The organism is Streptomyces umbrinus, assembly GCF_030817415.1.
GTDB classification, from domain to species: domain Bacteria; phylum Actinomycetota; class Actinomycetes; order Streptomycetales; family Streptomycetaceae; genus Streptomyces; species Streptomyces umbrinus_A.
In genome coordinates, this window is the sequence record NZ_JAUSZI010000002.1 from 2,218,070 (window position 1) to 2,239,351 (window position 21,282).

General features: G+C 72.0%; 17 protein-coding genes and 2 pseudogenes. 5 read left to right on the plus strand and 14 right to left on the minus strand.

Features of this window, described 5'->3' with window-relative positions; all coding sequences use genetic code 11:
- Window positions 1–21 precede the first annotated feature (21 nt).
- Both tgmB and tgmA read right to left on the minus strand, forming a co-directional pair.
- Complete coding sequence (gene tgmB, locus QF035_RS10435) at window positions 22–1,011, minus strand: ATP-grasp ribosomal peptide maturase (protein WP_307519794.1); 990 nt, start codon at window positions 1,009–1,011, stop codon at window positions 22–24.
- Window positions 1,012–1,027: 16 nt separating this feature from the next.
- A complete protein-coding gene (gene tgmA, locus QF035_RS10440; protein WP_033325990.1) occupies window positions 1,028–1,219 on the minus strand; it encodes a putative ATP-grasp-modified RiPP in 192 nt (63 codons plus the stop codon).
- 510 nt (window positions 1,220–1,729) lie between these two features.
- Between tgmA and QF035_RS10445 the strand changes: the two genes are divergently transcribed.
- Both QF035_RS10445 and QF035_RS10450 read left to right on the plus strand, forming a co-directional pair.
- Complete coding sequence (locus tag QF035_RS10445) at window positions 1,730–2,950, plus strand: serine hydrolase domain-containing protein (RefSeq protein WP_307519796.1); 1,221 nt, start codon at window positions 1,730–1,732, stop codon at window positions 2,948–2,950.
- Window positions 2,951–3,026: 76 nt separating this feature from the next.
- Entirely contained in the window at window positions 3,027–4,856 is a 1,830-nt protein-coding gene (locus tag QF035_RS10450; RefSeq protein WP_307519797.1) for a hypothetical protein, read from the plus strand.
- Here the strand turns inward: QF035_RS10450 and QF035_RS10455 are convergent.
- The 6 genes and pseudogenes from QF035_RS10455 to ribA form a co-directional block, all read right to left on the minus strand.
- Window positions 4,843–6,966 carry a tetratricopeptide repeat protein gene (locus QF035_RS10455; RefSeq protein ID WP_307519799.1) on the minus strand — a complete coding sequence of 708 codons (2,124 nt, stop codon included), beginning with the start codon at window positions 6,964–6,966 and terminating at the stop codon, window positions 4,843–4,845. The two genes, QF035_RS10450 and QF035_RS10455, sit on opposite strands and share 14 nt — an antisense overlap.
- 74 nt (window positions 6,967–7,040) lie before the next feature.
- A pseudogene (locus QF035_RS10460) lies at window positions 7,041–8,226 on the minus strand (saccharopine dehydrogenase family protein).
- A complete protein-coding gene (locus QF035_RS10465; protein ID WP_307519801.1) occupies window positions 8,219–9,280 on the minus strand; it encodes a saccharopine dehydrogenase in 1,062 nt (353 codons plus the stop codon). The pseudogene QF035_RS10460 and the gene QF035_RS10465 overlap by 8 nt, the downstream one beginning before the upstream one ends.
- Complete coding sequence (locus QF035_RS10470; protein ID WP_307519802.1) at window positions 9,277–10,431, minus strand: NAD(P)/FAD-dependent oxidoreductase; 1,155 nt, start codon at window positions 10,429–10,431, stop codon at window positions 9,277–9,279. Before QF035_RS10470 ends, QF035_RS10465 begins: the two co-directional genes overlap by 4 nt.
- Window positions 10,428–11,405: an ornithine cyclodeaminase family protein gene (locus QF035_RS10475; protein WP_307519803.1), complete on the minus strand. Its 978-nt coding sequence runs from the start codon at window positions 11,403–11,405 to the stop codon at window positions 10,428–10,430. Before QF035_RS10475 ends, QF035_RS10470 begins: the two co-directional genes overlap by 4 nt.
- A 145-nt stretch (window positions 11,406–11,550) precedes the next feature.
- Window positions 11,551–12,210: a GTP cyclohydrolase II gene (gene ribA, locus QF035_RS10480; RefSeq protein WP_307519804.1), complete on the minus strand. Its 660-nt coding sequence runs from the start codon at window positions 12,208–12,210 to the stop codon at window positions 11,551–11,553.
- 39 nt (window positions 12,211–12,249) lie between these two features.
- On the opposite strand from ribA, the gene QF035_RS10485 reads away from it, so the two are divergent.
- Complete coding sequence (locus QF035_RS10485; RefSeq protein ID WP_307519805.1) at window positions 12,250–13,041, plus strand: creatininase family protein; 792 nt, start codon at window positions 12,250–12,252, stop codon at window positions 13,039–13,041.
- 203 nt (window positions 13,042–13,244) lie between these two features.
- Here QF035_RS10485 and QF035_RS10490 read toward each other — a convergent pair.
- From QF035_RS10490 to QF035_RS10510, 5 genes and pseudogenes are all read right to left on the minus strand, one after another.
- Window positions 13,245–14,330, minus strand: a pseudogene (locus QF035_RS10490) (lysylphosphatidylglycerol synthase transmembrane domain-containing protein); the annotation flags it as partial.
- Window positions 14,330–15,394 (minus strand): class I SAM-dependent methyltransferase, encoded by a 1,065-nt coding sequence (locus QF035_RS10495; protein WP_373466623.1) that lies wholly within the window; start codon window positions 15,392–15,394, stop codon window positions 14,330–14,332. The pseudogene QF035_RS10490 and the gene QF035_RS10495, both read right to left, overlap by 1 nt.
- Window positions 15,391–16,491, minus strand: a complete 1,101-nt coding sequence (locus QF035_RS10500) for a glycosyltransferase family 4 protein (RefSeq protein ID WP_307531035.1) — start codon at window positions 16,489–16,491, stop codon at window positions 15,391–15,393. Before QF035_RS10500 ends, QF035_RS10495 begins: the two co-directional genes overlap by 4 nt.
- Before the next feature lie 23 nt (window positions 16,492–16,514).
- Window positions 16,515–16,913, minus strand: coding sequence for a 6-pyruvoyl trahydropterin synthase family protein (locus QF035_RS10505; protein ID WP_189839644.1), 399 nt, complete (start codon window positions 16,911–16,913; stop codon window positions 16,515–16,517).
- Between the two features lie 197 nt (window positions 16,914–17,110).
- A complete protein-coding gene (locus QF035_RS10510) occupies window positions 17,111–18,151 on the minus strand; it encodes a zinc-dependent alcohol dehydrogenase (protein ID WP_307519807.1) in 1,041 nt (346 codons plus the stop codon).
- Window positions 18,152–18,295: 144 nt separating this feature from the next.
- Here QF035_RS10510 and QF035_RS10515 point away from each other — a divergent pair, with 144 nt between their 5' ends.
- Window positions 18,296–19,081 carry a CDP-alcohol phosphatidyltransferase family protein gene (locus QF035_RS10515; RefSeq protein ID WP_307519808.1) on the plus strand — a complete coding sequence of 262 codons (786 nt, stop codon included), beginning with the start codon at window positions 18,296–18,298 and terminating at the stop codon, window positions 19,079–19,081.
- A gap of 152 nt (window positions 19,082–19,233) precedes the next feature.
- Here QF035_RS10515 and QF035_RS10520 read toward each other — a convergent pair whose 3' ends face one another.
- The gene (locus QF035_RS10520) at window positions 19,234–20,112 is read right to left on the minus strand and encodes an oxidoreductase (RefSeq protein WP_307519809.1); all 879 of its coding nucleotides are present in this window, start codon (window positions 20,110–20,112) and stop codon (window positions 19,234–19,236) included.
- Window positions 20,113–20,308: 196 nt separating this feature from the next.
- On the opposite strand from QF035_RS10520, the gene QF035_RS10525 reads away from it, so the two are divergent.
- On the plus strand, window positions 20,309–21,220 hold the full coding sequence (locus tag QF035_RS10525) for a helix-turn-helix domain-containing protein (protein WP_307519811.1): 912 nt from the start codon (window positions 20,309–20,311) through the stop codon (window positions 21,218–21,220).
- Window positions 21,221–21,282 lie beyond the last annotated feature (62 nt).

Consider the following 21,282-nt stretch of genomic DNA (forward strand, 5'->3'; position numbering starts at 1 on the left):
GGCGCGGGGCATCGGTGTCGGTCAGTGGCCCTCCAGGAGCCAGGCTCTGGTGCCGTTGGCCGGGGGTGTGGGTGGGGTGGGGGCAGAGAGCCAGTCGGCGACCGTGCGGGCGATGGGCTGGCCCGAGTCGATCTCTATGAATCCGAACTGGCCGGACTGGTTGCACTCCAGGAACCACCACATGCCCTCGGCGTCCTCGGCGAAGTCGAAGGCACCGTATGCCAGTTGGGCCTCCCGGAGATAGGTCACCACCGAGGAGGCGATGCGTGACGGCACGTCGGCGGGGCGCCAGGGAGCGTCGGAGGTGGCGAACCGGACGTCCACCTCGTCGGGGTCGGCGTCCGGGTCGACCGCCTTGCGGGCGGCGTGGATCCGGTCGCCGACACAGGTCAGCCTGATGTCGGCCCGCTTGGCCACCCGCCGTTGGAGCAGGGTCGGGCCATAGGCGACGGCCGCGAAGTCCGCGTCGGGCGCGACCCTGCTGGTCGGGACCGCCCGGGGCGGTTCCTGCGGGTGCGCGCCCGAGACGGGCTTGACCACCAGATCCGGGAAGCGGTCCGCGAAGTCACGCGCGGCCTGCGGGAACGTGGTGATCAGTGTGGCGGGCACGGGCAGTCGGCTGAGCTGGGCAAGGTGGAGCTGCCAGGGCTTGTGCCGGGCCCGCCGGGCCGCGTCGGGGTGGTTCATCCAGCGCGCGTCGGTGGAGCGCAGCATGCCGTAGAGCGCCTGGGCGGACTCCTCGGTCAGCCAGTCGGAGGGCTCGGCGACCCGGCTCGCGGGCACGCCGGGCCTGCGGATCCAGACCGACCGCAACCCGTTCATGCTCACCAGCCGGCCACCGACGGACAGATGTCCGCGGAAGACGCCGTGCACGTACTCCCCCGACAGGGCCACGGGGCCCGGCAGGTCCGCGGGGTCGAGGCGGACGACCGGCACTCCGGTCCCGTCGAGTTCGGCCACCACCATGTCCGCGGTCACATCCTGTTCGCACGTCAGGATCAGAACCGTCATCGTTACGGGTCCGGCTTCAGTCGTCGAAGTGGGTCTTCGAGCCTGCCGTGGAGGTGGTGGCCCCCAACTCCCGCAACACGGCGTAGTCATGAGCGGCGAGCCGCCCGTCCGGGAGCACGTTCAACTGCAGTCTGGAGTCATAGGCATACGGAACGCTGACCTCCAACTGCTGGGCCGGACGGGCGTAGTTGAGCGCGAACGGTCGCATCGGTTCTCCTTGCTCGGTGCGAACCCGGTGAAGCGGATCGTGACGCTCCGGCGTCACGTCGCCTGACGGGTTTGCAGGGCTTCCACGGAGATATACGAATCGAACAGGCGAATGGTTGCTTCACGCAGCGTAGTCATCGGACCAGTACGGTCCGTGACGTGATCCGACCGGGCCGATCCTGCGTGCATGGGGCAGCCATTCGACTCTTATGACGCACGCCCCGGGGTTACGGATCCGGGGTCGAGCCGCAGTTCAGCGCACTGGCGCACACCTTCACCCTTCGAACGCCTCGCGCGCCCGTGGGGTGCCCCAGGGCCGGCGGCGCCTGGGCGCGCCGGACCACAGGTCGTCGAACATGTCCGGCCGTGGCCATGAAATCCATTCGGAGGACACCCCCCTCACGGCTACTCTCGTAGCGCTTTCCGATCTCCCCGCCCCATTGCCGACCTCTTGCCGCCGTCCCCTTCCAACCCGTTTCCGCCCTTTCCGACTGTCAACCGGAGGCAGACCATGGATCAGTTGCAGCAAGAAGTGGATCCGGTCGAGGTCGGTCTCGATCCGGTGGCGCTGGACCGTCTCGACCGGTTCTACGCCCGTCGTGTGGACGACGGCCTGCTGCCCGGGTACCTCATTTCCGTGGCTCGTCACGGCCGTGTCGCACATCTCACGTCGTACGGTCTGCGCGACCGGGAGGCCGGCGTCCCGGTCACCGCGGACACCGTGTGGCGGCTCTACTCGATGACCAAGCCGGTGGCGTCCGTCGCCGCGCTGATGCTCCACGAGGAAGGCCTGCTCGACCTCGACGACCCCGTCTCCCGCCACCTGCCGGCGTTCGCGGACCCCCAGGTCTACGAGAGCGGTGCGGGCGACGGCATCAGGACCCGCCCGGCCGAGGGCCCCGTCCTGGTCCGGCACCTCCTGACCCACACCGCGGGCCTGACCATCGGCGCGTACCGCACCCACCCCGTGGACTCCCTCTACCTGGCGGCCGGAGTCGAGACCTCGGCACCGAAGGACGCGGACCTCGCCGAGGCCTGCGAGGTGTACGCGGGTCTGCCGCTGCAGTTCGAGCCGGGGACCGAGTGGAACTACTCGGTCGCGACCAATGTGGTCGGGCGGCTCATCGAGGTGGTGACGGACCGGCCGCTCGACGAGTTTCTCGCGGAACGGGTCTTCGCACCCCTCGGGATGACGGACACCGCCTTCTGGGTCTCCGGCGAGCGCGCGGACCGGCTGGCCACCCTCTACCAGGAGAACGAGGACGGCGGGATCACGCCGATCCCGGGCCCGCCGGTGCACGAGCGCCCGCGGCTGCTCTCCTGCGTCGGCGGGCTGGTGGGAACGGCCCGCGACTACCACCGCTTCATGGAGTTCCTCCGCCGGCGCGGCGAACTGGACGGCGTGCGGCTGCTGTCCCCCGAGACCGTGGACACCATGACCGCCAACCACCTCCCCACCGACCTCCACGCCTTCGGCAGCAAACCCATCCACGGCCAGCCGGGCAACGCGGGCCTGGGCTTCGGCCTCGGCGTCTCGGTCGTCGTGGACGCCGACCGCACGGAGTCCCCGGAGAGCGAGGGGTCCTACGGCTGGAGCGGGGCGGGCGGTACGACCTTCTGGGTCGACCCGCGCAACGATCTGACCGTCCAGCTCATGACACAGGTCCGGCCTGCGGGGATGCTGTCCTTCCATGAGCTGAAGGGGTTCGTGCGCGAGGCACTCGGCGGCTGAGGAGGGCCCGGCGGGTCATTGACTATCGTTGCCCGACCACACGGCCCAGGAGCCGGGGACTTCGGGAGGGTGCAAGATGGACGCGGGGCAGGACGGCTGGATACGGGTGCCGGTCGGCGACGACGCGGCTCGCTGGGCGACACGGGCCGACAGCCGCCCCGTGCTGCTCGTCGTGCACAACGTCACCGCGGCGACGCGGCTCCTGGACGTCCTGCCGCTGTTCCACGACGACCTCCGGGTACAGCTCCTCGCGACGACTCCTGGATCCTCTGCGTTCCGCGCGGGTCTCGCGGAGCTGTTCGCGAAGGTCGATGTGCCGGTGGTGCCCTGGGAACAGGCGGTTCGCCTGCCCGCGAAGCTGGCGATCTCGGCGAGCTTCGGCGGTCAACTGGCCGCACTTTCATGCAAATTGACCATATTGTCCCATGGAGTTGGCTACACTAAGAGGCTGTCGACACCGGGAGCCGGGAGCCGGGAGCCGGGAGCCGGGAGCCGGGAGCCGGGAGCCGGGAGCCGGGAGCCGGGAGCCGGGAGCCGGGAGCCGGGAGCCGGGAGCCGGGAGCCGGGAGCCGGGAACGCGCCCGTGTTCGGGCTGTCCCGGGAGTGGCTGCTCGGCGAGGACGAGGCGCCTGTCGTGGATGCGCTGGTGCTGTCCCATCCCGAGCAGTTGGAGCGGCTGCGGGCGGCCTGTCCCGAGGCGGTGCACACGGCGGTCCTCGCCGGAGACCCCTGCTTCGACCGCGTCCTGGCGGCGCGCGGGCATCGCGAGCGCTACCGGCGGGCCCTCGGCACACACCCCGGCCAGCGACTGGTGCTCCTCAACTCCACCTGGCACACGGAGTCGTTGTTCGGCGACGGCGGTGACGACCTCCTGCCGGCGCTCCTCCCGCGGCTGGCCTCCGAACTCCCCGCCGACGAGTACCGCGTCGCGGCCGTACTCCACCCCAACATCTGGTACGGGCACGGCCCCGGCCAGATCCGTGCCTGGCTGGACCGCGCCCGCCGGGCCGGCCTCACCCTGGTCGACCCCCTCGACGGCTGGCGGCAGGCCCTGCTCGCCGCCGACGCGGTGATCGGCGACCACGGCTCGGTCACCTACTACGCCGCCGCGCTCGGCACCCCCGTACTCCTGGGGGCGGCACCACTGGACGCGCTCGCCCTCGACGCACCGATCTCGGACTTCGTTCGGGAAGCGCCCCGACTCGACCCCACGGCTCCCCTGCGCCCGCAACTGGACACGCTGATGTCCGGGCACCAACCCCTCCCAGGACCGGCGGAGTTCACCACCTCCCACCCCGGCGAGTCGGCGGCCCGGCTGCGCCGCCTCTTCTACGGACAGCTGGGTCTGCCCGAGCCTGACGGGCCCGCCCTCCTCGAACCGCTCCCCCTGCCACCGCACGAACCCCCGTCCCGTACCGCCCCGTTGAGGGTGCTGACATGGCTGCGGGGCTCGGGCGAGGTCGCGGTGGAGCGGTACGCCGACCCCCGGCCCGATCCGCCCGGCGACGGCGAGGCCCACCTGGCCGTACACGAGGACACCCGGGACCCGGCCCAACTAGCCATCGCCGACGTGGTGTTCCGCGAGGGCTCCGCCACCGATCCCCGCTTCGGCTCCCCGGACCGGTGGACGGCCGAGACCCTCGTCCGTCACCCGCACAGCGCCCTGGCGGCGTACGTGACCTCCCCCACCGCCTGCACGGTGCGCACTCGTGACGGTCAACTCCTGCGCCTCACGGCCGAGTCGCCGGAGCCGACGGCCGACCCCGCCGTCTACGCCTCGGCACTGCACGCCTGGCTCGCGGCGGGCAAAGCGGTGGAGGAGCTGATCCCCGAGGGCCTGACCGTCCGTACCGGCTCGGTGGTCCACTCCGTACGGGTCGCTTCTGTACGAGTCACTCCGGCCTGACGGCAACGCACCGCTCCCGCAACGCCCGCAGATACGCGAGGTGATACTCGGCCTTCTCCGGGGTGAGCGCGGCGATCGCCTCGTCGACAAGGGGCAGCGCCTGAGCGAACTCCTCGCCGTCCAGGCGGGTTTCGGCAAGGTCGGTGAGTGTGCGCGCCCTGTTGTAGGCCTCGCCGCTCCCGCGGAAGAACGTCAGCGCCCGCTCCAGCCTCTCGCGCGCCTCGGCCCGTCGCTGAAGCCCGCGCAGCGCCCGCCCCCGGTGCCGCTCCAACAGGGCCAGGGCACGCGGCAGATCACGGGTGCCCTCGTCCTCGGGACCGATCTCTCCATAGATCCCGTACGACTCCTCGAAGCAGTCGTACGCCTCCTGGAACCGCCACTGCCGCAGCCGCAGCAGCCCCAGGAACTCGACGGCGGAGGCGTGTCCGCGCGGATGCCCGGCGGCCTGTTCGTCCCGCGCCGCGGCGAGAGCCTCGCGCTCCGCCTCGTCCCAGAGACGCAACTCGGTGAGGGTGTGGGCGAGTTGGGTATGCAGCGCCCCTGCCTCGCGCGTGCCGGGGAACCGCTCGTCGGCCGCCCGTACGGCGACGCGCAGCGCTGGCAGCAGTACGTCGTGGTGTCCCGCCTTGAGCTGGAGCGGCCAGAGCGCCCGGCCGAGCCGTACAACGGTGTCCGCGTCGCCGAACTCGTCGGCGAGGCCCATCACGCGCACCAGGTTGCCCGCCTCGGCGGCGAGCGAGTCGAGTGCCGCACCCCGGTCAGCGTACGGCACGGCATCCGCCCCGGCGGGCAGCTCCGGAATCCGCCAGCTCTCCGGCAGAACCGCCCGCGCCGCACTCACGGCCGACAGCAGGTATCCCTCGATGGTCCGGTTCATCGCCGCCGAACAGGCGACGATCCCGTCCTCGCGCGCCGCGGCGGCCTCGGCGTGGGCACGTACGCCCTCCCGGTAGCGGTAGCGTCCGTCGCCGATCCGGTCCAGCAGCATGGCTTCGGCGAGTTCCGCCAACCACCCGTCCGCCTCGGCCTGTTGGAGGCCGGCGGCCCGTGCGGCTCCCGTCGCGTCGAGCGCGGGCAGATCACACAGCGCGGCCAGCCGGTAGAGCCGCGCCGCGCCGGGTGCCAGCAGCCGGTACGAGTCCTCGGCGGCGGCGCGTACGGGATCGGTCTCGGGGGACACGGCAGGGGCCTCCGGCGCGGGTGCGGAGAGACGGGGTACGGCGGCTTTGATGGCGTACGGCGAACCGGCGCACCGGGCCAGCAGGGACGGCACCGTGGCGCGGGCGGCCACGAGGGCGGACTTGTCCACGAGGGCGGCCAGCAGTCGCGCCGAGTCCCGCTCGGTGAGCGGCCCCACCGGGATCGACAGGGCGTCGAGACCCGTCAGGCGATGGCGGGCGCCGACGATCGTGAAGACCTCGGGCGCCGAGCCGATCACCGGCTCCACCTGGGCGGCGGACCGCGCGTGATCGAGGATGACCAGCAGTCGCCGGTCGGCCGCGTACCGGCGGAAGAGCTCCTGCCGCTCGGCGAAGGCGGGCGGCAACTCCTCGTCCGCCAGGCCGAGTTGCCGCAGAACCTCGGCGAGTACCCGTGCCGCGTCGAGGGGTGTGCCCGTGCCGCCGCCGCGCAGGTCCACATGGATCTGGCCGTCCGGGAACCGCTCGGCCGCCCGTACACCCCAGTGTGTGGCGAGTGTGGTGACGCCCATGCCCTCCTGCCCGTACAGCAGGGCGAGCCTGGGCCGCCCGTCGGCCTTGCGCCGGGCCTCCTCGTCGAGCCGCTTCAGCGCGTCGCGCCGGTCGGTGAAGGACCGGATGGACGGGGGCAGACAGGGCCGCCCGACCGTAGCGCCGGGCGGTCGCACCGAGCCCGCGAACTCGGCCCAGGCGCGGGCGAGTCGTGGATCGCCGAGCACTCCCTCGTGCACGACCCGTGCCACGGCCTCGACCTCGGCCGGGTTCGCGGGCGCGGCCACCTCACGCCCGGCGATTCTCCGTACGAGCCCGCCGGCCGACTCCCAGGCCCACTTCCCGGCCTCGTTGGCCATTCCGGAGCCGACAGCCCCGAGCACGCCCGCCACCGCGGCCACCGACATGGGCTCCAGCATCCAGCACTCCCCGTTCCCGACGCCCTGAAGGATCAACCGTAGCGGCAGGTCGCGTCAGGTGCGCCCGCCGGACGTCAGGAGGGCTTGCCCGTCCGCAGCGTGAAGCCGACGCCGTCCCGGGCGAGTTCGGCGAGCCAGTCCTCGGACCGCTCAGCCGTCTCCGCCGCCCGGTTGAGGCCGGGCGGCAAGTCGTCGCCGAGGATCCGCCGCACCCCGAGCGCCAGCGTCCGCGACACGCACCGCGCCATCGCGCTCTCCTCCGCGTCGCCCTCCAGGTCCAGCAGGTAGCGGCCCGACCAGGTGCGGTCCGAGCCGTCGCGTAAGTCCAGGGACACGGCGAGGACCACGCGGTCGCGGTCGGCGTCCGTGGTCGGGTAGCGGGCCGCCAACTCCTGGGCGAGGGCGGTGATCCGCTGGTCGTCGCCCTGGCGGAGTTTCTCGAAGACCGGCTGCCAGGCCGTCGAGCCAACCGTCGAGGCGGAGGGTGCCGCGGATGAAGGTCTGCGGCTTCCAGGCCGGGGGCAGTCCGTACTGCTCGACGAAGGGAAGGCTGTCGCGGTTGGGGTAGACCTCGAACGGCTCACCGTCCACCACGTGGGGGCGCGTGGCCTCCCAGGGACGCGGCGCGGTGGTCTCGGCGCCGGCCTCGATGTAACGGGCGGGCGAGCGCAGGGCGTTGAGGACGCCCGCCGGGGCCCAGCTGAAGCGGTACCTGAAGTCGTTCGGGACGGCCGGGATGCCTCCGCAGTACGAGGTGAGGCTCACCTCGGCGGTCGTGTCGGCGCCGATCTCCTCGCGGGCCCGGGCGATGAGGCTGTGCGCGAAGAGGTGGTCGATGCCCGGGTCGAGGCCGGACTCGGTGAGGACGACGACCCCGGCGGCCGTGGCGGCGGGCACCTGGTCGAGGACCGCCTCCGAGACATAGCTGGAGCAGGCGAAGTGGGCCCCGCGGCTCACACAGGCGGCGAGCAGGCCCGCGTGTTCGGGCGCCGGGAGCATCGAGACCACCACGTCGCCGGGCGCCAGTTCCGCCGTCAGGGCCGGGAGCGTGTACGCGCGTGGCTCGGCGCGGCCGGTGAGGCCGCGGGTCTCCAGGCTCCGGGCGGCCCGCTCGTCGGTGCGGTGCCACAGGCGTACGCGGTCGGCCGCGTCGCACAGGGCGGCGAGTCCGCTGCCGGTGGACAGGCCCGCGCCGATCCAGTGGACGGTGCCGGAGGCGGGGACGGGGACGCCGGCAGGCTGGGCTGTCGTCTCAGGCATCGCGGAACTCCCCTTGTGTCAGGTCTAGTTCACGGCATGCTTCGTGGTACCGGTCCAGGTCGCGGCCCCACGCCCCGGCCACCCCGAACTCCAGGAGCTGTGGCGTCAGTGCCGCCGAGAAGTCCGTGCTCGCCTCCTTGGGCAGCAGGGACGGCAGGTTGTCGATGGCGATGAGGTCGAGGGCGGGCTCCTCGTGCAGGCGCCGCACGGGGTCGGTCCAGTCCGTGACCGTGTCGTAGACCGGCAGGACGTTGTAGGGGGAGCCGACGTCGCAGGTCACGTCGCAGACCGTGCGCAGTCGGCGGCCAGGGTCGTCCAGGTCCTTGTCCGTGAGGAAGGGGGTGCTCGGCCCGGTGGTGAGGACGGTGTTCACCATCAACTCGTGGTCCAGCAGGGCCTGTCGGTCCAGATCGCGGGTCTCGGTGAGGTCCCAGCAGGTGGGGTCGAGCCCCGCCTCGGCGAGCGCGACCCGCGCACCGCGCCCGGAGCGGCCGAGCGCGCCGATCACCAGCGAGGCGAACTCGGCTTCGCCGGGGGCCGGTTGGAGTTCGGCGTCCAGTTCCTCCTTGGACGTCGGCCGCAGTGGGGCGCTCAGTCTGCCCCGGTGGTGCAGTACCGCGAGGGCCGCGCCCACATAGCCCGCCCAGTAGCCGAAGGCGGCGAGCCTGCGGCCGTTGTCGTCCACCAGGTACTCCAGGTCGAACAGCGCCCCTCCCCCGGCGACGAACCGGCGCAGCAACGCCTCCGCCCCGGGCTGTGCCTTGTACGCGTGCCCGAAGAAGACATGACGGTGCCTCAACTGCTCCGGCCCGTCCGGGAGTTCCTTGAGGCCTACGATCACCGCGTCCGCCGGGGCGTCGACCCAGGAGCCCGCCTCGACGACTCGGCAGCCCGCCTCCTCGTACGCCCCGGTCGGAAAGACGCGCTGCGGGGAGTCCTCGACGGTGAGCGTCACGCCGTCCCGGACGAGCCGCCGGGCATCGGACGGCACGATCGGGGTGCGTCGCTCGGTCGTGCGGGTCTCGTGGCGCAGCCACAGGTGGAGCTCGGTCATACGCGGTTGACCTCCGGTCTCAGGGCATCGGCGGCGAACCGTTCGGCACGCAGCGGGGTGATGTCGACGAAGGGATCATGCCCCAGGAAGAGATCGCGGACGACCTCGCCCACGGCGGGTCCCTGGAGGAAGCCGTGCCCTGAGAACCCGGTCGCGTACAGGAAGCGGGAGACCGAACTCGCCTCGCCGATCAGCGCGTTGTGGTCCGGGGTGATCTCGTACAGGCCGGCCCAGCCGCCCGTCCTGCGCAGGTCGAGCAGGGCGGGTGCGCGGTGCTCCATGGCCTCGCAGAGGCGGGGGATCCAGCGGTCGTGGGTCTCGGTGGCGAAGCCGGGCCTCTCGTCCGGGTCGGACATGCCGACCAGGAGGCCCGGACCCTCGGTGTGGAAGTACAGGCTGCTGGTGAAGTCGATGGTCATGGGGAGGTCGGGCGGGAGGTCCGGGACCGGTTCGGTGACGGCGATCTGGCGGCGCAGCGGCTCCACCGGGAGGTCCACGCCGGCCATCGCGCCGACGGCCCGTGACCAGGCGCCCGCCGCACACACGACGGCCGACGTGCCGATCCGGCCCAGACCGGTGACGACGGCCGTGATGTCGTCGCCGCGCGTCTCGATGCCGGTGACCTCGCAGTGGCGTACGACCTTGACGCCGTGTCGACGGGCGGCGGCCGCGTATCCGTGCACCACGGCCTCGGGGGTGCAGTGGCCGTCGTCCGGGGAGAAGGCGGCGGCCAGCAGTCCGTCGGTGCTGATCAGCGGCGAGAGGCGGCGCGCCTCGGCCGGGTCCAGCATGCGGCTCGGCACGCCGAGTCCGTTCTGCAGCCGCACCCCGGCCTCGAACGCCTCAACCTCCTCCGGTGTCGACAGCAGGAAGAGGTAGCCGACACGGTGCAGCCCGATGTCGTGGCCCGTCTCCTCGCCGAAGCGGGCGAACGCCTCCAGGCTGCGCGCGCCCAGCTGGATGTTGAGCTCGTCGGAAAACTGCGCGCGCACTCCGCCCGCGGCTCGCGAGGTGGACCCGGACGCGAGTTCCCCCCGCTCGACGAGCACCACGTCCCGCACTCCGGCCCGCGCCAGGTGGTACGCGATGCTGGTGCCCATCACCCCGCCGCCGATGACGACGACCCCCGCACGTCCGGGAACACCGGTCATGAACCCACCCCCTGGTCGCGAGCGGCGTCGATGACCGCCCAGGCCGCGGCGGCGTCCTGGACACCGACGCCGACGCTGTTGTAGTAGACGATGTCCCGCCCGGTCGTACGTCCCTCGCGGCGGCCGGTGAGTACCTCGCCGAGCGGGATGAGGTCCTGGCGGGTGAGCGTTCCGGCGCGCAGTGCGTCCACGACCGGCCCGGCGTGTTCGGCCGCGGTCTCGGGGTCGTCCACGACGACGAACTCGGCCCGCCGTACGACCTCGGTGTCGACCTCGCTGCGGCTGGGCTCGAAGGATCCGACGCTGACGAGGGTGCAGCCCGGCGCGAGCCACTCGCCCCGGACGACGGGCGTACTGCTGAGCGTGCAGGCGGCGACCATGGGCAGTCCGGCCACGGCTTCCTCCGCCGTGTCGACGGCCTTGACCGGGATAACGAGTTCGGCCGCGAGGAGGCGTGCCGCCCGTGCTCTGCGGTCCGGGGACGGGCTCCAGATCCGTACGGCTCTCAGGTCCCGGACCCGGGCGACGGAGCGTGCGTGCGCGAGGGCCTGGGTGCCGGAGCCGATCAGGCCCAGCTCGGCGCTGTCGGGGGTGGCGAGCGCGTCGAAGGCCACGGCACTGGCCGCGGCGGTGCGCAGGGTCGTCACCGCGGTGCCGTCCATGACGGCGACGAGTTGCCCGGTGACCGGGTCGAGCGCGTTGATCACGGCGTGGATCGTCGGCAGCCCGGCGGCCGCGTTGCCCGGGTTGACGCTGCCGATCTTGGCGACGGCCCCGGTGTCCGCGGACAGCCGCGCGAGGTAGGTGAACACGACACTGTCGTCGAACCCGCTCGGATGCATGATCTTGCCGGGCAGCTCGGCGGTGCCGTCACCGAGCGCGGTGAAGGCGGCCCGCTGGGACCGGATCGCGGTGTCGGTGTCGAGCAGGGCGGCCACCTGGTCGCGGGAGAGGTGGAGGACGTCGTCGGTCATCCCTCTTCCCTTCCCCTGTCCGCGCCGATGTCACCGCGGCCGGGGCGTCCGGGTGACACTCGTCCTGATCACACCGCTGCCCCGCCGCCGCGCGCCACTGGGGACGCGCGGCGCGCGGGGCCGGCTGCGGGGCCGGTCGGCCGGGTCAGACGCGGTGGCCCACCACGGCGTCCAGGTGCGGCAGGTCGTGGTCCAGGCGCTCCCGCTTGGTGCGCAGATAGGTGATGTTGTCCTCGCAGGGCGGGATCAGCAGCGGGACCTGCGCGTCGACCTTGATGCCGTTGCGGAGCAACGCCTCGCGCTTGCGCGGGTTGTTGGACAGCAGTCTCACGGAACGGACGCCGAGGTCGTGCAGGATGTCCGCGGCCACGCCGTAGTCGCGGGCGTCCACGGGCAGCCCGAGCGCGAGGTTCGCCTCGACGGTGTCGAGGCCCTCCGACTGGAGCTTCATCGCCTGGAGCTTGGCGAGCAGGCCGATCCCGCGGCCCTCGTGGCCCCGCAGATAGATGAGGATGCCGCGCCCTTCGGCCACGATCTCCCGCAGTGCGGTGGAGAGTTGGGGGCCGCACTCGCAGTGCCGGGATCCGAACGCGTCACCCGTGAGGCACTCGGAGTGCAGCCGGGTGAGCATTCCGTCTTTCTGGATGTCACCGTAGACCAGAGCCACTTGTTCGTCTCCGCGGGTACGGTCCAGGTAGCCGACGGCCTGGAAATCGCCGTACACCGTGGGCAGCGGGGCATTCACGACCCGCTCGACACCTGCGGAGTGGGCTTTCCCGGCGAGTACGCCATCTATTTCTGTCATGATTCTGGTTCCTAAGCAGAGACGAAAGGTCGCGAGAACATGGGCAATTCGGGCGGTTCGGAAATACGACTCACGGTGTCAGGACAGTTGCCGACAGACACCACGGAAGACGTACGCGCACGAGGTGCCGGTACTGCCCAGCAGGTTGCCGTGCTTCCCGTGGGCAGCTTCGAGCAGCACGGTGCGTATCTTCCGCTGTCGACTGACACGCTCGTCGCGTGCGCGATAGCCCAAGAGGTCGCTGCCGCATTCCCCGTTCACCTCCTTCCTCCGGTGACGATCTCCTGCTCGCACGAACACGCGGCCTGGCCGGGAACGGTGAGCATTTCCTCCGTGACGCTCCATGCGGTGGTGCGGGACATTGCCGACTCGCTGCGTCGGTCGGGTGTGGACACCCTCGTCGTGGTCAATGGACATGGCGGCAATTACGTATTGGGCAATGTCGTGCAGGAATCCACCGCCGCCGGTGCCCGGATGGCTCTTTTCCCGGCCGCGGAGGACTGGGAGACGGCGCGTGAACAGGCCGGGATACAGACCTCGTTGCTCACCGATATGCACGCGGGGGAAATAGAGACCTCCATTCTGCTGCACAGGCACCCCGAATTGGTAAGGCCGGGTTACGAGACCTCCGACTTCGAGGCCGACGACCGCCGGCAACTGCTCACGCTGGGCATGTCGGCCTATACCAAGTCCGGTGTCATCGGGCGCCCTTCGAGGGCGTCCGCCGAGAAGGGGAAGGAACTCCTCGCCTCGCTGGCCGACTCCTTCGGAGCGTACTTCTCGCTGCTGACATCGGAGACCGGGCTTCCTGCGGTCGTCGATCGGCACTGAGTGTCCCCGTTTCCATCCGCGCGGGCCGAGATCCGGGACGCCGGTGACTCCATGTGCGAGTCCGGACCCGGCTCGGCGGCCGCGTTCTCCTGCGGGCGCCGCAGCCCCGCGTACCAACGCGCCACCAGTACGGCGACACCGGGCAGGCTCGCGGCGAAGCTGAGCACGCCGTAGACCACGGCCACGGTCAGGCCCTGGGTCGCGCCCAGGCCCGCCGCGCCGAACGCCCAGGCGGTGACGCCTTCCCTGGGTCCCCAGCCGCCGACGTTCAGCGGCAGCCCCATGGCGATCAGGGCGAGCAGTGCCAGGGGCACCAGCTCGGCGGCGGAGGCGGACGAGCCGGCCGCCCGGGCCGCGAGCAGGAACATCAGGACGTGTCCCGCGAGCACCACGACCGACGAGATCAGGACGCCCGGCCAGCTTCCGCGGGCCAGCAGCGCCCCGCGCGCCTCGGTGAGCGCGGCGCGCACCGCGCGGTAGCGGCGGGACGCGCGCGGCGCCCGGCCCCTGCTGCGGACCGCGCCCACGGTGACGACCCCGCACAGCGAGACGGCGACCAGCAGCACGGCGAGGTGCCGGGTCTCGGTCAGTACCGGCGAGGGCTGGGTGAGCAGCACGGTCACGCCGACGGCGGCCAGGACCGCCTGTCCCGCGACCCGTTCGAGGACGACCGCGCGCACTCCGCGGCCGACGTCGCCGGCGCTCTGTCCGTGCCGTACCGCGCGGTGCACGTCGCCGAGTACGCCGCCCGGCAGGGCCGCGTTGAGGAACAACGCGCGGTAGTAGTCCGCGACGGCCGGGCCCAGCGGCAGCCTGAGCTTCATCCCGCGGGCCACCACGCACCAGCGCCAGGCGCTGAACACAGTGGTCAGCAGGCCGATGCCGAGCGCCGCGAGGAGCGTCGGGCCGTCGATCCTGCGCAGGCCGTCCAGGAAGACCCCGGTGCCGAGCCGCCAGGTGAGCACGGTGAGGATCACGACGCCGGCGATGGTGCCGAAGTGGGTGCGCAGGACGCGGGAATCGAGGCGCGCCAGGACGGGACCCGCGACGCCGGCCAGCACCTTGCGCGGACCCGCGGTGGGCGTGTCCGCCGTCGCGTCGGCGCGGGCGGACCCGGTCTCGCCGTCCCCGCCGTTCTCGCCGTTCTCGCCGTTCTCGCCGTTCTCGCCGTCGAGGCGTACTCGTCCGGTCTCCCGTTCCTCCGCACCGCCGTCACGGACCGCCGACGACAGTTCGTCGTCCAGGGCGGCCAGTGACTGTGCCTCGTCCGCCATCGCCGGCGTGCTCATCAGGCTCCCCCTGTCGGGCGGGCCAGGGCGAGCAGGTCACTGTGGTGCACCACCACGCTCAACTGGCCCGCCTCGCAGGCCGCGAGGCGCTCCTTGAGGTAGGCGTCGGCGCGCTCGGCCAGTGCCGGGCGCTCCTCGACGGCCGCGCCGACCCAGCCGCGCAGCCACTCCGCGGTCAGCGCGGACTCGTCCGGGCCGAGGCGCCAGGCACTCGGGTGCACCCGGACCGTCGCGCCGTGCCGGGCGAAGGCGTCGCAGGCCGCGTTGATCGCTTCGGGGCCGAGCAGGTCGCCGCGCCGCTGGTGGGCGTTGAACGCGTCGGCGATCTCCTCGTCCAGCGGGTGGGCCGGGGCGAGTTCGACGCGTCCGACCACGGAGAGCGTCAGGAGCGCGGGGCAGCCGGCTCCGGCGCAGGCCGCGGCCAGGGCCTCGATCTCGTCCGTGGTGAGGACGTCAAGGAGCGCGGAGGCCGTCACCAGCGAGGCGCCGGCCAGGGCGTCCGCGGTCAGCCGGGCGACGTCGCCACGCTGTGTCTCCACCGTGACGCGGCTGCCGTCGGCGGCCGACCGGGGCGACCCGACGGCGGCGAAGTGCAGCAGATAGGGGTCGCGGTCGTGCAGCACCCAGTGCTGGGGCCCGTCGAGCCGGGGCGCGAGCCAGCGGCCCATGGAGCCGGTGCCGCAGCCCAGGTCGTGGATGACGAGTCCGCCACGCCCCGGCAGGTTCGCGAGCCGGATCCGCAGCGGGTCGAGCAGCTCGGCCGCCCGGGCGGCCGCGTCGACGGGCTCGCGCAGTTCCAGCCATTCGGGGGCGTAGCGGGTCGCGTCGTCGATGGCCTCGCCGCGGGTGCGGTCACCAAGCCGAATCGTTCCTGTGTCCCGCCCCTGGCCCGGAACCACGGCCTCGGTCTCGGTCGTCGTCATCTCGTCGCGTCCCCGCCCTGCCGTGTGCGTCCCCTCACCACGTCCCAGCGAGGCGGTGCTCGTCTCCTCGTCGAGGCCGGGCTCGGCCGTCGTCATGCCATGTCCTGGAATCCCGGCCGGCGTCGTGCTCGTACCGCTCATGCCGCCCCCCTCCTTGCCTCGCTCTTCAGTCGCCCCAGGACACCCGACAGACTCCGGGCCGTGGCGGCCCAGCCTCCGAGGGACGCCCGGCGGGCGCGCGCGGCGGCCTTGAGGCGACGGCGTACGTCGGCCTCGCCGAACCAGCCGCGCAGTTCGGCCGCGAGGGCCGCGGGGTTCTCCGGCGGCACGAGGAGCCCGGGCACCCCGCCGTCGGGCGCGCGCCCGACCGCCTCGGGGAGCCCGCCGACGTCCGTGGCCAGCACGGGGATACCGCGGGCGAGCGCCTCGGTGACGGCCATGCCGTACGTCTCGGCGTACGAGGTGAGGACCATGAGGTCGGCGGAGGCGTAGCTCGCGTCGAGGGCGGCGCCGGACTGGGGGCCGGCCAGGTGCAGCCGGTCGCCGAGGCCGTGCTGCTCGATCAGCGCCCGTAGCCCGGCCACGTACTCGGGGTCGTGGTCGAGGCCGCCGACGAGGACGCAGGTCCAGGGCAGGTCGGTGACCGCGGCGAGGGCCTCGACCAGTCGGTGCTGCCCCTTGCGCGGGGTGACCGAGGCGACGCACAGCAGCCGCGAGACACCGTCGGTACCGGAGGCGAGCGGTGCGATGTCGGCGCCGGGCGCGGCGACATGGACCCGGTCGGGCGCGAGGCCGTGGTGGGCGACGAGCCTGCGGGCCGCCCACTCGCTGGTGGCGACGACGGCGGGCACGGACCGCAGCGTGCGGCGCTCACGGGCGTCGAGGTCCGCGGCGAGCGCGGGCGTGAGTCCCGTCTCGTCGCCGAGCGGCAGGTGCACGAGGACGACCAGCCGCAGGCGTTCGGCCTCCGGGATGACGATCTCGGGGACCGCGCAGGCGACGATGCCGTCGAGGAGTACGACGGTGTCGTCGGCCAGGTCCGCGAGGGTGCGGGCCAGTTCGGCGCGGGCCGGGGCCTCGGGCTGGGGCCAGCTCCCGTCGATCGCGTGCTTGTGGACCTGCCAGCCGAAGCCGGGAAGGTCGAAGCTGACCCGGGCGTCGTAGACGTTGCCGCCGCTCGGCATGGTCGGGTCGTTGACCGCGCCGGGCATCACGAAGTGCATGGCGCGCAGGGACATGGGGATGATGTCGGCGTTGTGGTTCACAGGGCACGCTCGTAACTCGCCCAGGCGATGTGCGACTCGTGCAGGGTGACGGTGATGCCGGCCAGGCCGCGGGCGCCTTCGCCAAGCAGGCCCTTCTCCACGCGCTCGGCGAGGCGGTCGGCGACGACCTTGGCCAGGAACTCCGTCGAGGTGTTGGTGTCGGCGAACACCGGCTCGTTGTCGAGGTTCCGGTAGTTCATCTCGGCCACCACCTCCCCGAGTTCCCTGGTGGCCAGTCCGATGTCGACGACGATGTTGTCGTCGTCCAGCTCGGCGCGGCGGAACGTGGCGTCCACGAGGAACGTCGCCCCGTGCAGGCGCTGCGCGGGTCCGAAGACCTCTCCGCGGAAGCTGTGGGCGATCATCAGGTGATCGCGGACGGTGATGCTGAACAACGGACGACCCTCCAGGTGCGGCGCGTCTGACCCCTCTGCCGGGGCGTGCCGTGTAGTACGGCCGGTCCGTTCTCCGTGTTCAGGGGGTTCGGCTCGGAGTTTCGGCCAATGGTGCCCAGCACAGGAGGACAGAGAGACGGTGAGTGCGAACTTGGTTACCGGTGTGAGGACTTGGTCACTCGATGGACACCAGGTGACTACGGGGTGTCTTCGGGGTGGCCGGTGGGGCCGACGGGTCGCGTGTCGTGATCCGGGGCGGGAGTGGCGTCGTACCGCACGAGGTGACACAGCGCTGTCGTCTGTCCCGCGGCGAGTTCCGCCATCGCCTCCGGCAGGTCCTCGAAGGCGCATTCGCCCGTGATCAGGGCGTCGAGGGCCGGGTCGGCGAGCAGGTCGAGGGCGATGGCGAGGCGGTCGGCGTAGGTGCGGCGGGCGCTCCTGGCCGGGGAGACGGTTCCGACCTGACTGCTGCGTATCACCAGGCGGCGGGAGTGGAACGCCTCGCCGAGCGGCAGGCTGACCTTCCGGTCGCCGTACCAGCTCAGTTCGAGGACGGTGCCCTCCGGTGCGAGGAGTTCGAGCGATCGGGCGAGCCCGGCCTCGGTGGCGCTGGCGTGGACGACCAGGTCGCGGTCGCCTGCCGCGTCCGCCGGGAGCGCGAAGTCGACGCCGAGTGCCTGTGCGATGTCGGCGCGCGCCGGGTTGGCGTCGACGAGTTGGACCCGGGCCGCGGGAAACCGGGCAAGGAGCGCGGCGACACTCGCGCCGACCATGCCGGCGCCGACCACGGTGATGCGGTCGCCGATCAACGGCGTCGCGTCCCACAGGGCGTTGACGGCGGTCTCCACGGTTCCGGCGAGTACGGCGCGCGAGGCGGGGACGGTCTCGGGCACGGGAGTCACGGCGCTCGCCGGGACGACGAACCGGGTCTGGTGCGGATAGAGGGAGAAGACGGTCCGCCCGAGGAGGTCCGTCGGGCCCGCCTCCACCACTCCTACGTTCAGGTACCCGTACTTGACCGGGCCGGGGAAGTCGCCCTCCTGGAAGGGCGCCCGCATGGCGGCGTGCTGGCTCTCCGGCACGCCTCCCCGGAAGACGAGCGTCTCGGTTCCGCGGCTCACCCCTGAGAAAAGTGTTCGCACCACGACCTCGCCCTCGGCGGGTTCGGGCAGTTGGGTGTCCCGGATCTCGCCGAGGCCGGGAGAGCGGAGCCAGAAGGCGCGGGCGGAGCGGTCCATTCGGCATCCTCCTGGGTGGTCCATGTGAATGGGCTGAGCAAATCAGCTGAACGATCGGGCGGCGAGCCACGTACCGACCTTTGCGAAGCCGCGCACAAGGTACGCGGCAATGATCGACTCTGTCACCTGGCCGGAGGATGTGCGGTGGCCCTGAACAACACGTACGACGCGAGGCTCTTGCAGCAGGAGACGGCCGTGGGAGCGGGTGTGCAGCTTCTGTTGCTCACCGTGCTCGGCACGGCGCTCGGCATGGGGCCCGTGGGCTGGCTGACGGGACTGGCGTTCGCGCTCGCGACGTGGGCGGTGCTCTCACGCGCCCTGCATCGCACGCGGCCCCGTTCCTTCGGACCGGCGAACCGCGTGACCCTGGGCCGGGCCACCCTTGTCGGCGGAGTGACCGCGCTGGTCGCGGACTCCTTCCAGAGCCCGCCGCCGGTCACCGTCCTGGTGGCCCTCACCGCGGTCGCCCTGATTCTCGACGCGGTCGACGGCAAGGTCGCCAGGCGGACGGGTTCCTCCTCCGCGCTGGGCGCGCGGTTCGACATGGAGGTCGACGCGTTCCTGATCCTGGTGCTCAGCGTGTACGTCTCCACGACCGTCGGCCCCTGGGCACTCCTGATCGGCGGCATGCGCTACGCCTTCGTGGCGGCCGCCCGGTTCCTGCCCTGGCTGAACAACGCCCTCCCGCCGAGCACGGGCCGCAAGACGGTGGCCGCCCTCCAGGGCGTCCTGCTGCTGCTCGCGGGCTCGGGGATCCTCCCGTACGCCCCGACGTTCGGCGTCGTCGCTCTCGCCCTCGGCCTGCTGACGTGGTCGTTCGGCCGTGACATCGCGTGGCTGTGGCGCACGAGGGGCTCCGCCGAGCGGGGGGTTGAGCGGGTGGAGGTCGAGCGCCTCCACCGGGAGCCGGCCGGCGCGGGCGCCCAGTAACGGGTTGCTTTTAGGCTTTTAGGGGCGCGGGGAACTGCGCGCCCAGCCCCACAGACCCGCAGCCGACGTACGACCTTGGCTGCGGGTTGTGTGTGGCTGAGCGCGCAGTTCCCCGCGCTCCTAAAAGCGACGGGGGTTGCCCCGTGCCTGAATCAGCGGCCGATCTTGTCCAGTTCCGCGATCTCATGGTCCGGCAGGACCAACTCCGCCGCCGCGATGTTCTCGCGGAGGTGCGCCCGCGACGACGTGCCGGGGATCAGGACCGTGGTCGCGGAGCGCTGGAGCAGCCAGGCCAGGGCCACCTGCTGGGGCGAGGCGTCCAGGCGGCCGGCCACGTCGGTCAGCGTCTGCGACTGCAGCGGGCTGAAGCCGCCGAGCGGGAAGAACGCGGCGAACGCGATGTTCTCCGCCGCGCACCGCTCGACGAGGGCGTCGTCCTGGCGGTTGGCCAGGTTGTAGAGGTTCTGCACGGTGACGACCGGGGCGATGGCCTGGGCCTCGGTCAACTGCGCGTCGGAGACGGCACTGACGCCGAGATGACGGATCAGGCCTTCCTTCCGCAGTTCGGCCAGGGCGCCGAACTGCTCGCTCAGCGGCTCCTCGTCCGTTCCCCCGTCGTTGGAGCCGACGCGCAGGTTCACCACGTCGAGCGCGTCCACGCCGAGGTGCTGGAGATTCTCGTGGACCTGGGCCTTGAGGTCCTCGGGGTCCCGGGACAGGATCCAGCTGCCGTCGTCGCCGCGGCGGGCGCCGACCTTGGTGACGATGCGCAGGTCGGCGGGGTAGGGGTACAGGGCCTCCTTGATGATCTCGTTGACGACGACGGGCCCGTAGAAGTCGCTGGTGTCGATGTGGGTGATGCCCCGCTCGACGGCCTCCCGCAGGACCGCGACGGCCTCGTCCCGGTCCTTGGGCGGCCCGAAGACGTTGGGGCCCGCCAGCTGCATGGCTCCGTATCCCATGCGGGTGATCGTCAGATCGTCCGCCAGGGTCAGGGTTCCGCCGGAAACGGTGCCGGTTGCGTCCGTCATGGTGTGCCTCTCACTGCGTATCCATGGCTGTTCTGTGTCTGTTTGTGCGGAGACGGGTTCGTCTTGATGTGCGTGGACGGATTCGTCCTCCGCCGATGCCGACTCTGCGCCCGGTCGACGGCGGTCGGCAGTACCCCGCTGTTCCTGGTAGTGACAGGGACAGTCACCGGCGCCGGGACGGACCTACGGTGGAGTCATGGACGCAACGAACGCCCTCGGAGAGTTCCTGCGGGCCCGCCGTGCGCTGATACGGCCCGAGGACGCCGGGATCCGCCGTGGCGGCCTGCGGCGCGTACCGGGGCTGCGGCGTGAGGAGGTCGCGATGCTGGCCGGGATCAGCGCCGACTACTACCTGCGCCTTGAGCAGGGCCGCGACCGCAACCCGTCGCTCCAGGTCCTCGAAGCCCTGGCCGACGTCCTGGACCTGGACGCCCCCGCCACCGCGCACCTGATCGGCCTGACCCAGGCGCGCCCGTCCCAGGCCCGTCAGCAGGGCCGCTCCGGCGACCGTGGACGCGCCGCGCAGAAGCCAGAGCCCGTGCCGCCCGGCATCCTCCAGCTCATCGACGGATGGCCGAGCAATCCCGCGTACGTCGAGAACAGGTTCACCGACGTACTCGCGGCCAACCCACTGGCGGTGGCCCTGTCCCCGAGCCACTCCCCCGGCGTCAATCTCATCAGGGCCATCCTTCTCGACGAGTCCGAAAGGGAACTGCGCCGGGACTGGGAGGAACTGACCGAGGCGGGGGTCGCCGCCCTGCGGGCCAACGTCGGACCCGACGTCGACGATCCCCGCCTGGTGGAACTCGTGGGCGAACTGTCCGTACGCAGTGAGCGTTTCCGCCGTCTGTGGGGCCGTCACGACGTGCGGCCCAAGCACGCGCGCGTCATGCGGCTGCGCCATCCGAAGGTCGGCGACCTCGAACTGCAGTCCAACAAGCTGGCCATCAACGGCACCGACGGCCTGATCCTCAAGGTCTTCCACGCCGAACCGGGCAGCCGGGACGCCGAACTGCTCGCCATACTCGGGAGTCTGACGGCGACCTCCTCCGGTGAGATCCGGATGCTGACCGGCTCCGACGAGCACCAGGCCGTCGACGAGCAGTGACGGCCGCCGCCCGGACCCCTGGTGAGGGTCTGGGCGACGGCCGGTGCGCCGGTCCGCGATCA

Excerpts from the sequence above, each read along its gene's own strand:
- QF035_RS10520 (WP_307519809.1), bottom strand. The coding sequence starts at position 20,112 with ATGACGGACGCAACCGGCACCGTTTCCGGCGGAACCCTGACCCTGGCG.
- tgmA (WP_033325990.1), bottom strand. The coding sequence starts at position 1,219 with ATGCGACCGTTCGCGCTCAACTACGCCCGTCCGGCCCAGCAGTTGGAG.
- QF035_RS10495 (WP_373466623.1), bottom strand. The coding sequence starts at position 15,394 with ATGAGCGGTACGAGCACGACGCCGGCCGGGATTCCAGGACATGGCATG.
- QF035_RS10470 (WP_307519802.1), bottom strand. The coding sequence starts at position 10,431 with ATGACCGGTGTTCCCGGACGTGCGGGGGTCGTCGTCATCGGCGGCGGG.
- tgmB (WP_307519794.1), bottom strand. The coding sequence starts at position 1,011 with ATGACGGTTCTGATCCTGACGTGCGAACAGGATGTGACCGCGGACATG.
- QF035_RS10455 (WP_307519799.1), bottom strand. The coding sequence starts at position 6,966 with ATGCTGGAGCCCATGTCGGTGGCCGCGGTGGCGGGCGTGCTCGGGGCT.
- QF035_RS10465 (WP_307519801.1), bottom strand. The coding sequence starts at position 9,280 with ATGACCGAGCTCCACCTGTGGCTGCGCCACGAGACCCGCACGACCGAG.
- QF035_RS10450 (WP_307519797.1), top strand. The coding sequence starts at position 3,027 with ATGGACGCGGGGCAGGACGGCTGGATACGGGTGCCGGTCGGCGACGAC.
- QF035_RS10500 (WP_307531035.1), bottom strand. The coding sequence starts at position 16,491 with ATGTCCCTGCGCGCCATGCACTTCGTGATGCCCGGCGCGGTCAACGAC.
- QF035_RS10445 (WP_307519796.1), top strand. The coding sequence starts at position 1,730 with ATGGATCAGTTGCAGCAAGAAGTGGATCCGGTCGAGGTCGGTCTCGAT.
- QF035_RS10525 (WP_307519811.1), top strand. The coding sequence starts at position 20,309 with ATGGACGCAACGAACGCCCTCGGAGAGTTCCTGCGGGCCCGCCGTGCG.
- ribA (WP_307519804.1), bottom strand. The coding sequence starts at position 12,210 with ATGACAGAAATAGATGGCGTACTCGCCGGGAAAGCCCACTCCGCAGGT.
- QF035_RS10475 (WP_307519803.1), bottom strand. The coding sequence starts at position 11,405 with ATGACCGACGACGTCCTCCACCTCTCCCGCGACCAGGTGGCCGCCCTG.
- QF035_RS10485 (WP_307519805.1), top strand. The coding sequence starts at position 12,250 with ATGGGCAATTCGGGCGGTTCGGAAATACGACTCACGGTGTCAGGACAG.
- QF035_RS10510 (WP_307519807.1), bottom strand. The coding sequence starts at position 18,151 with ATGGACCGCTCCGCCCGCGCCTTCTGGCTCCGCTCTCCCGGCCTCGGC.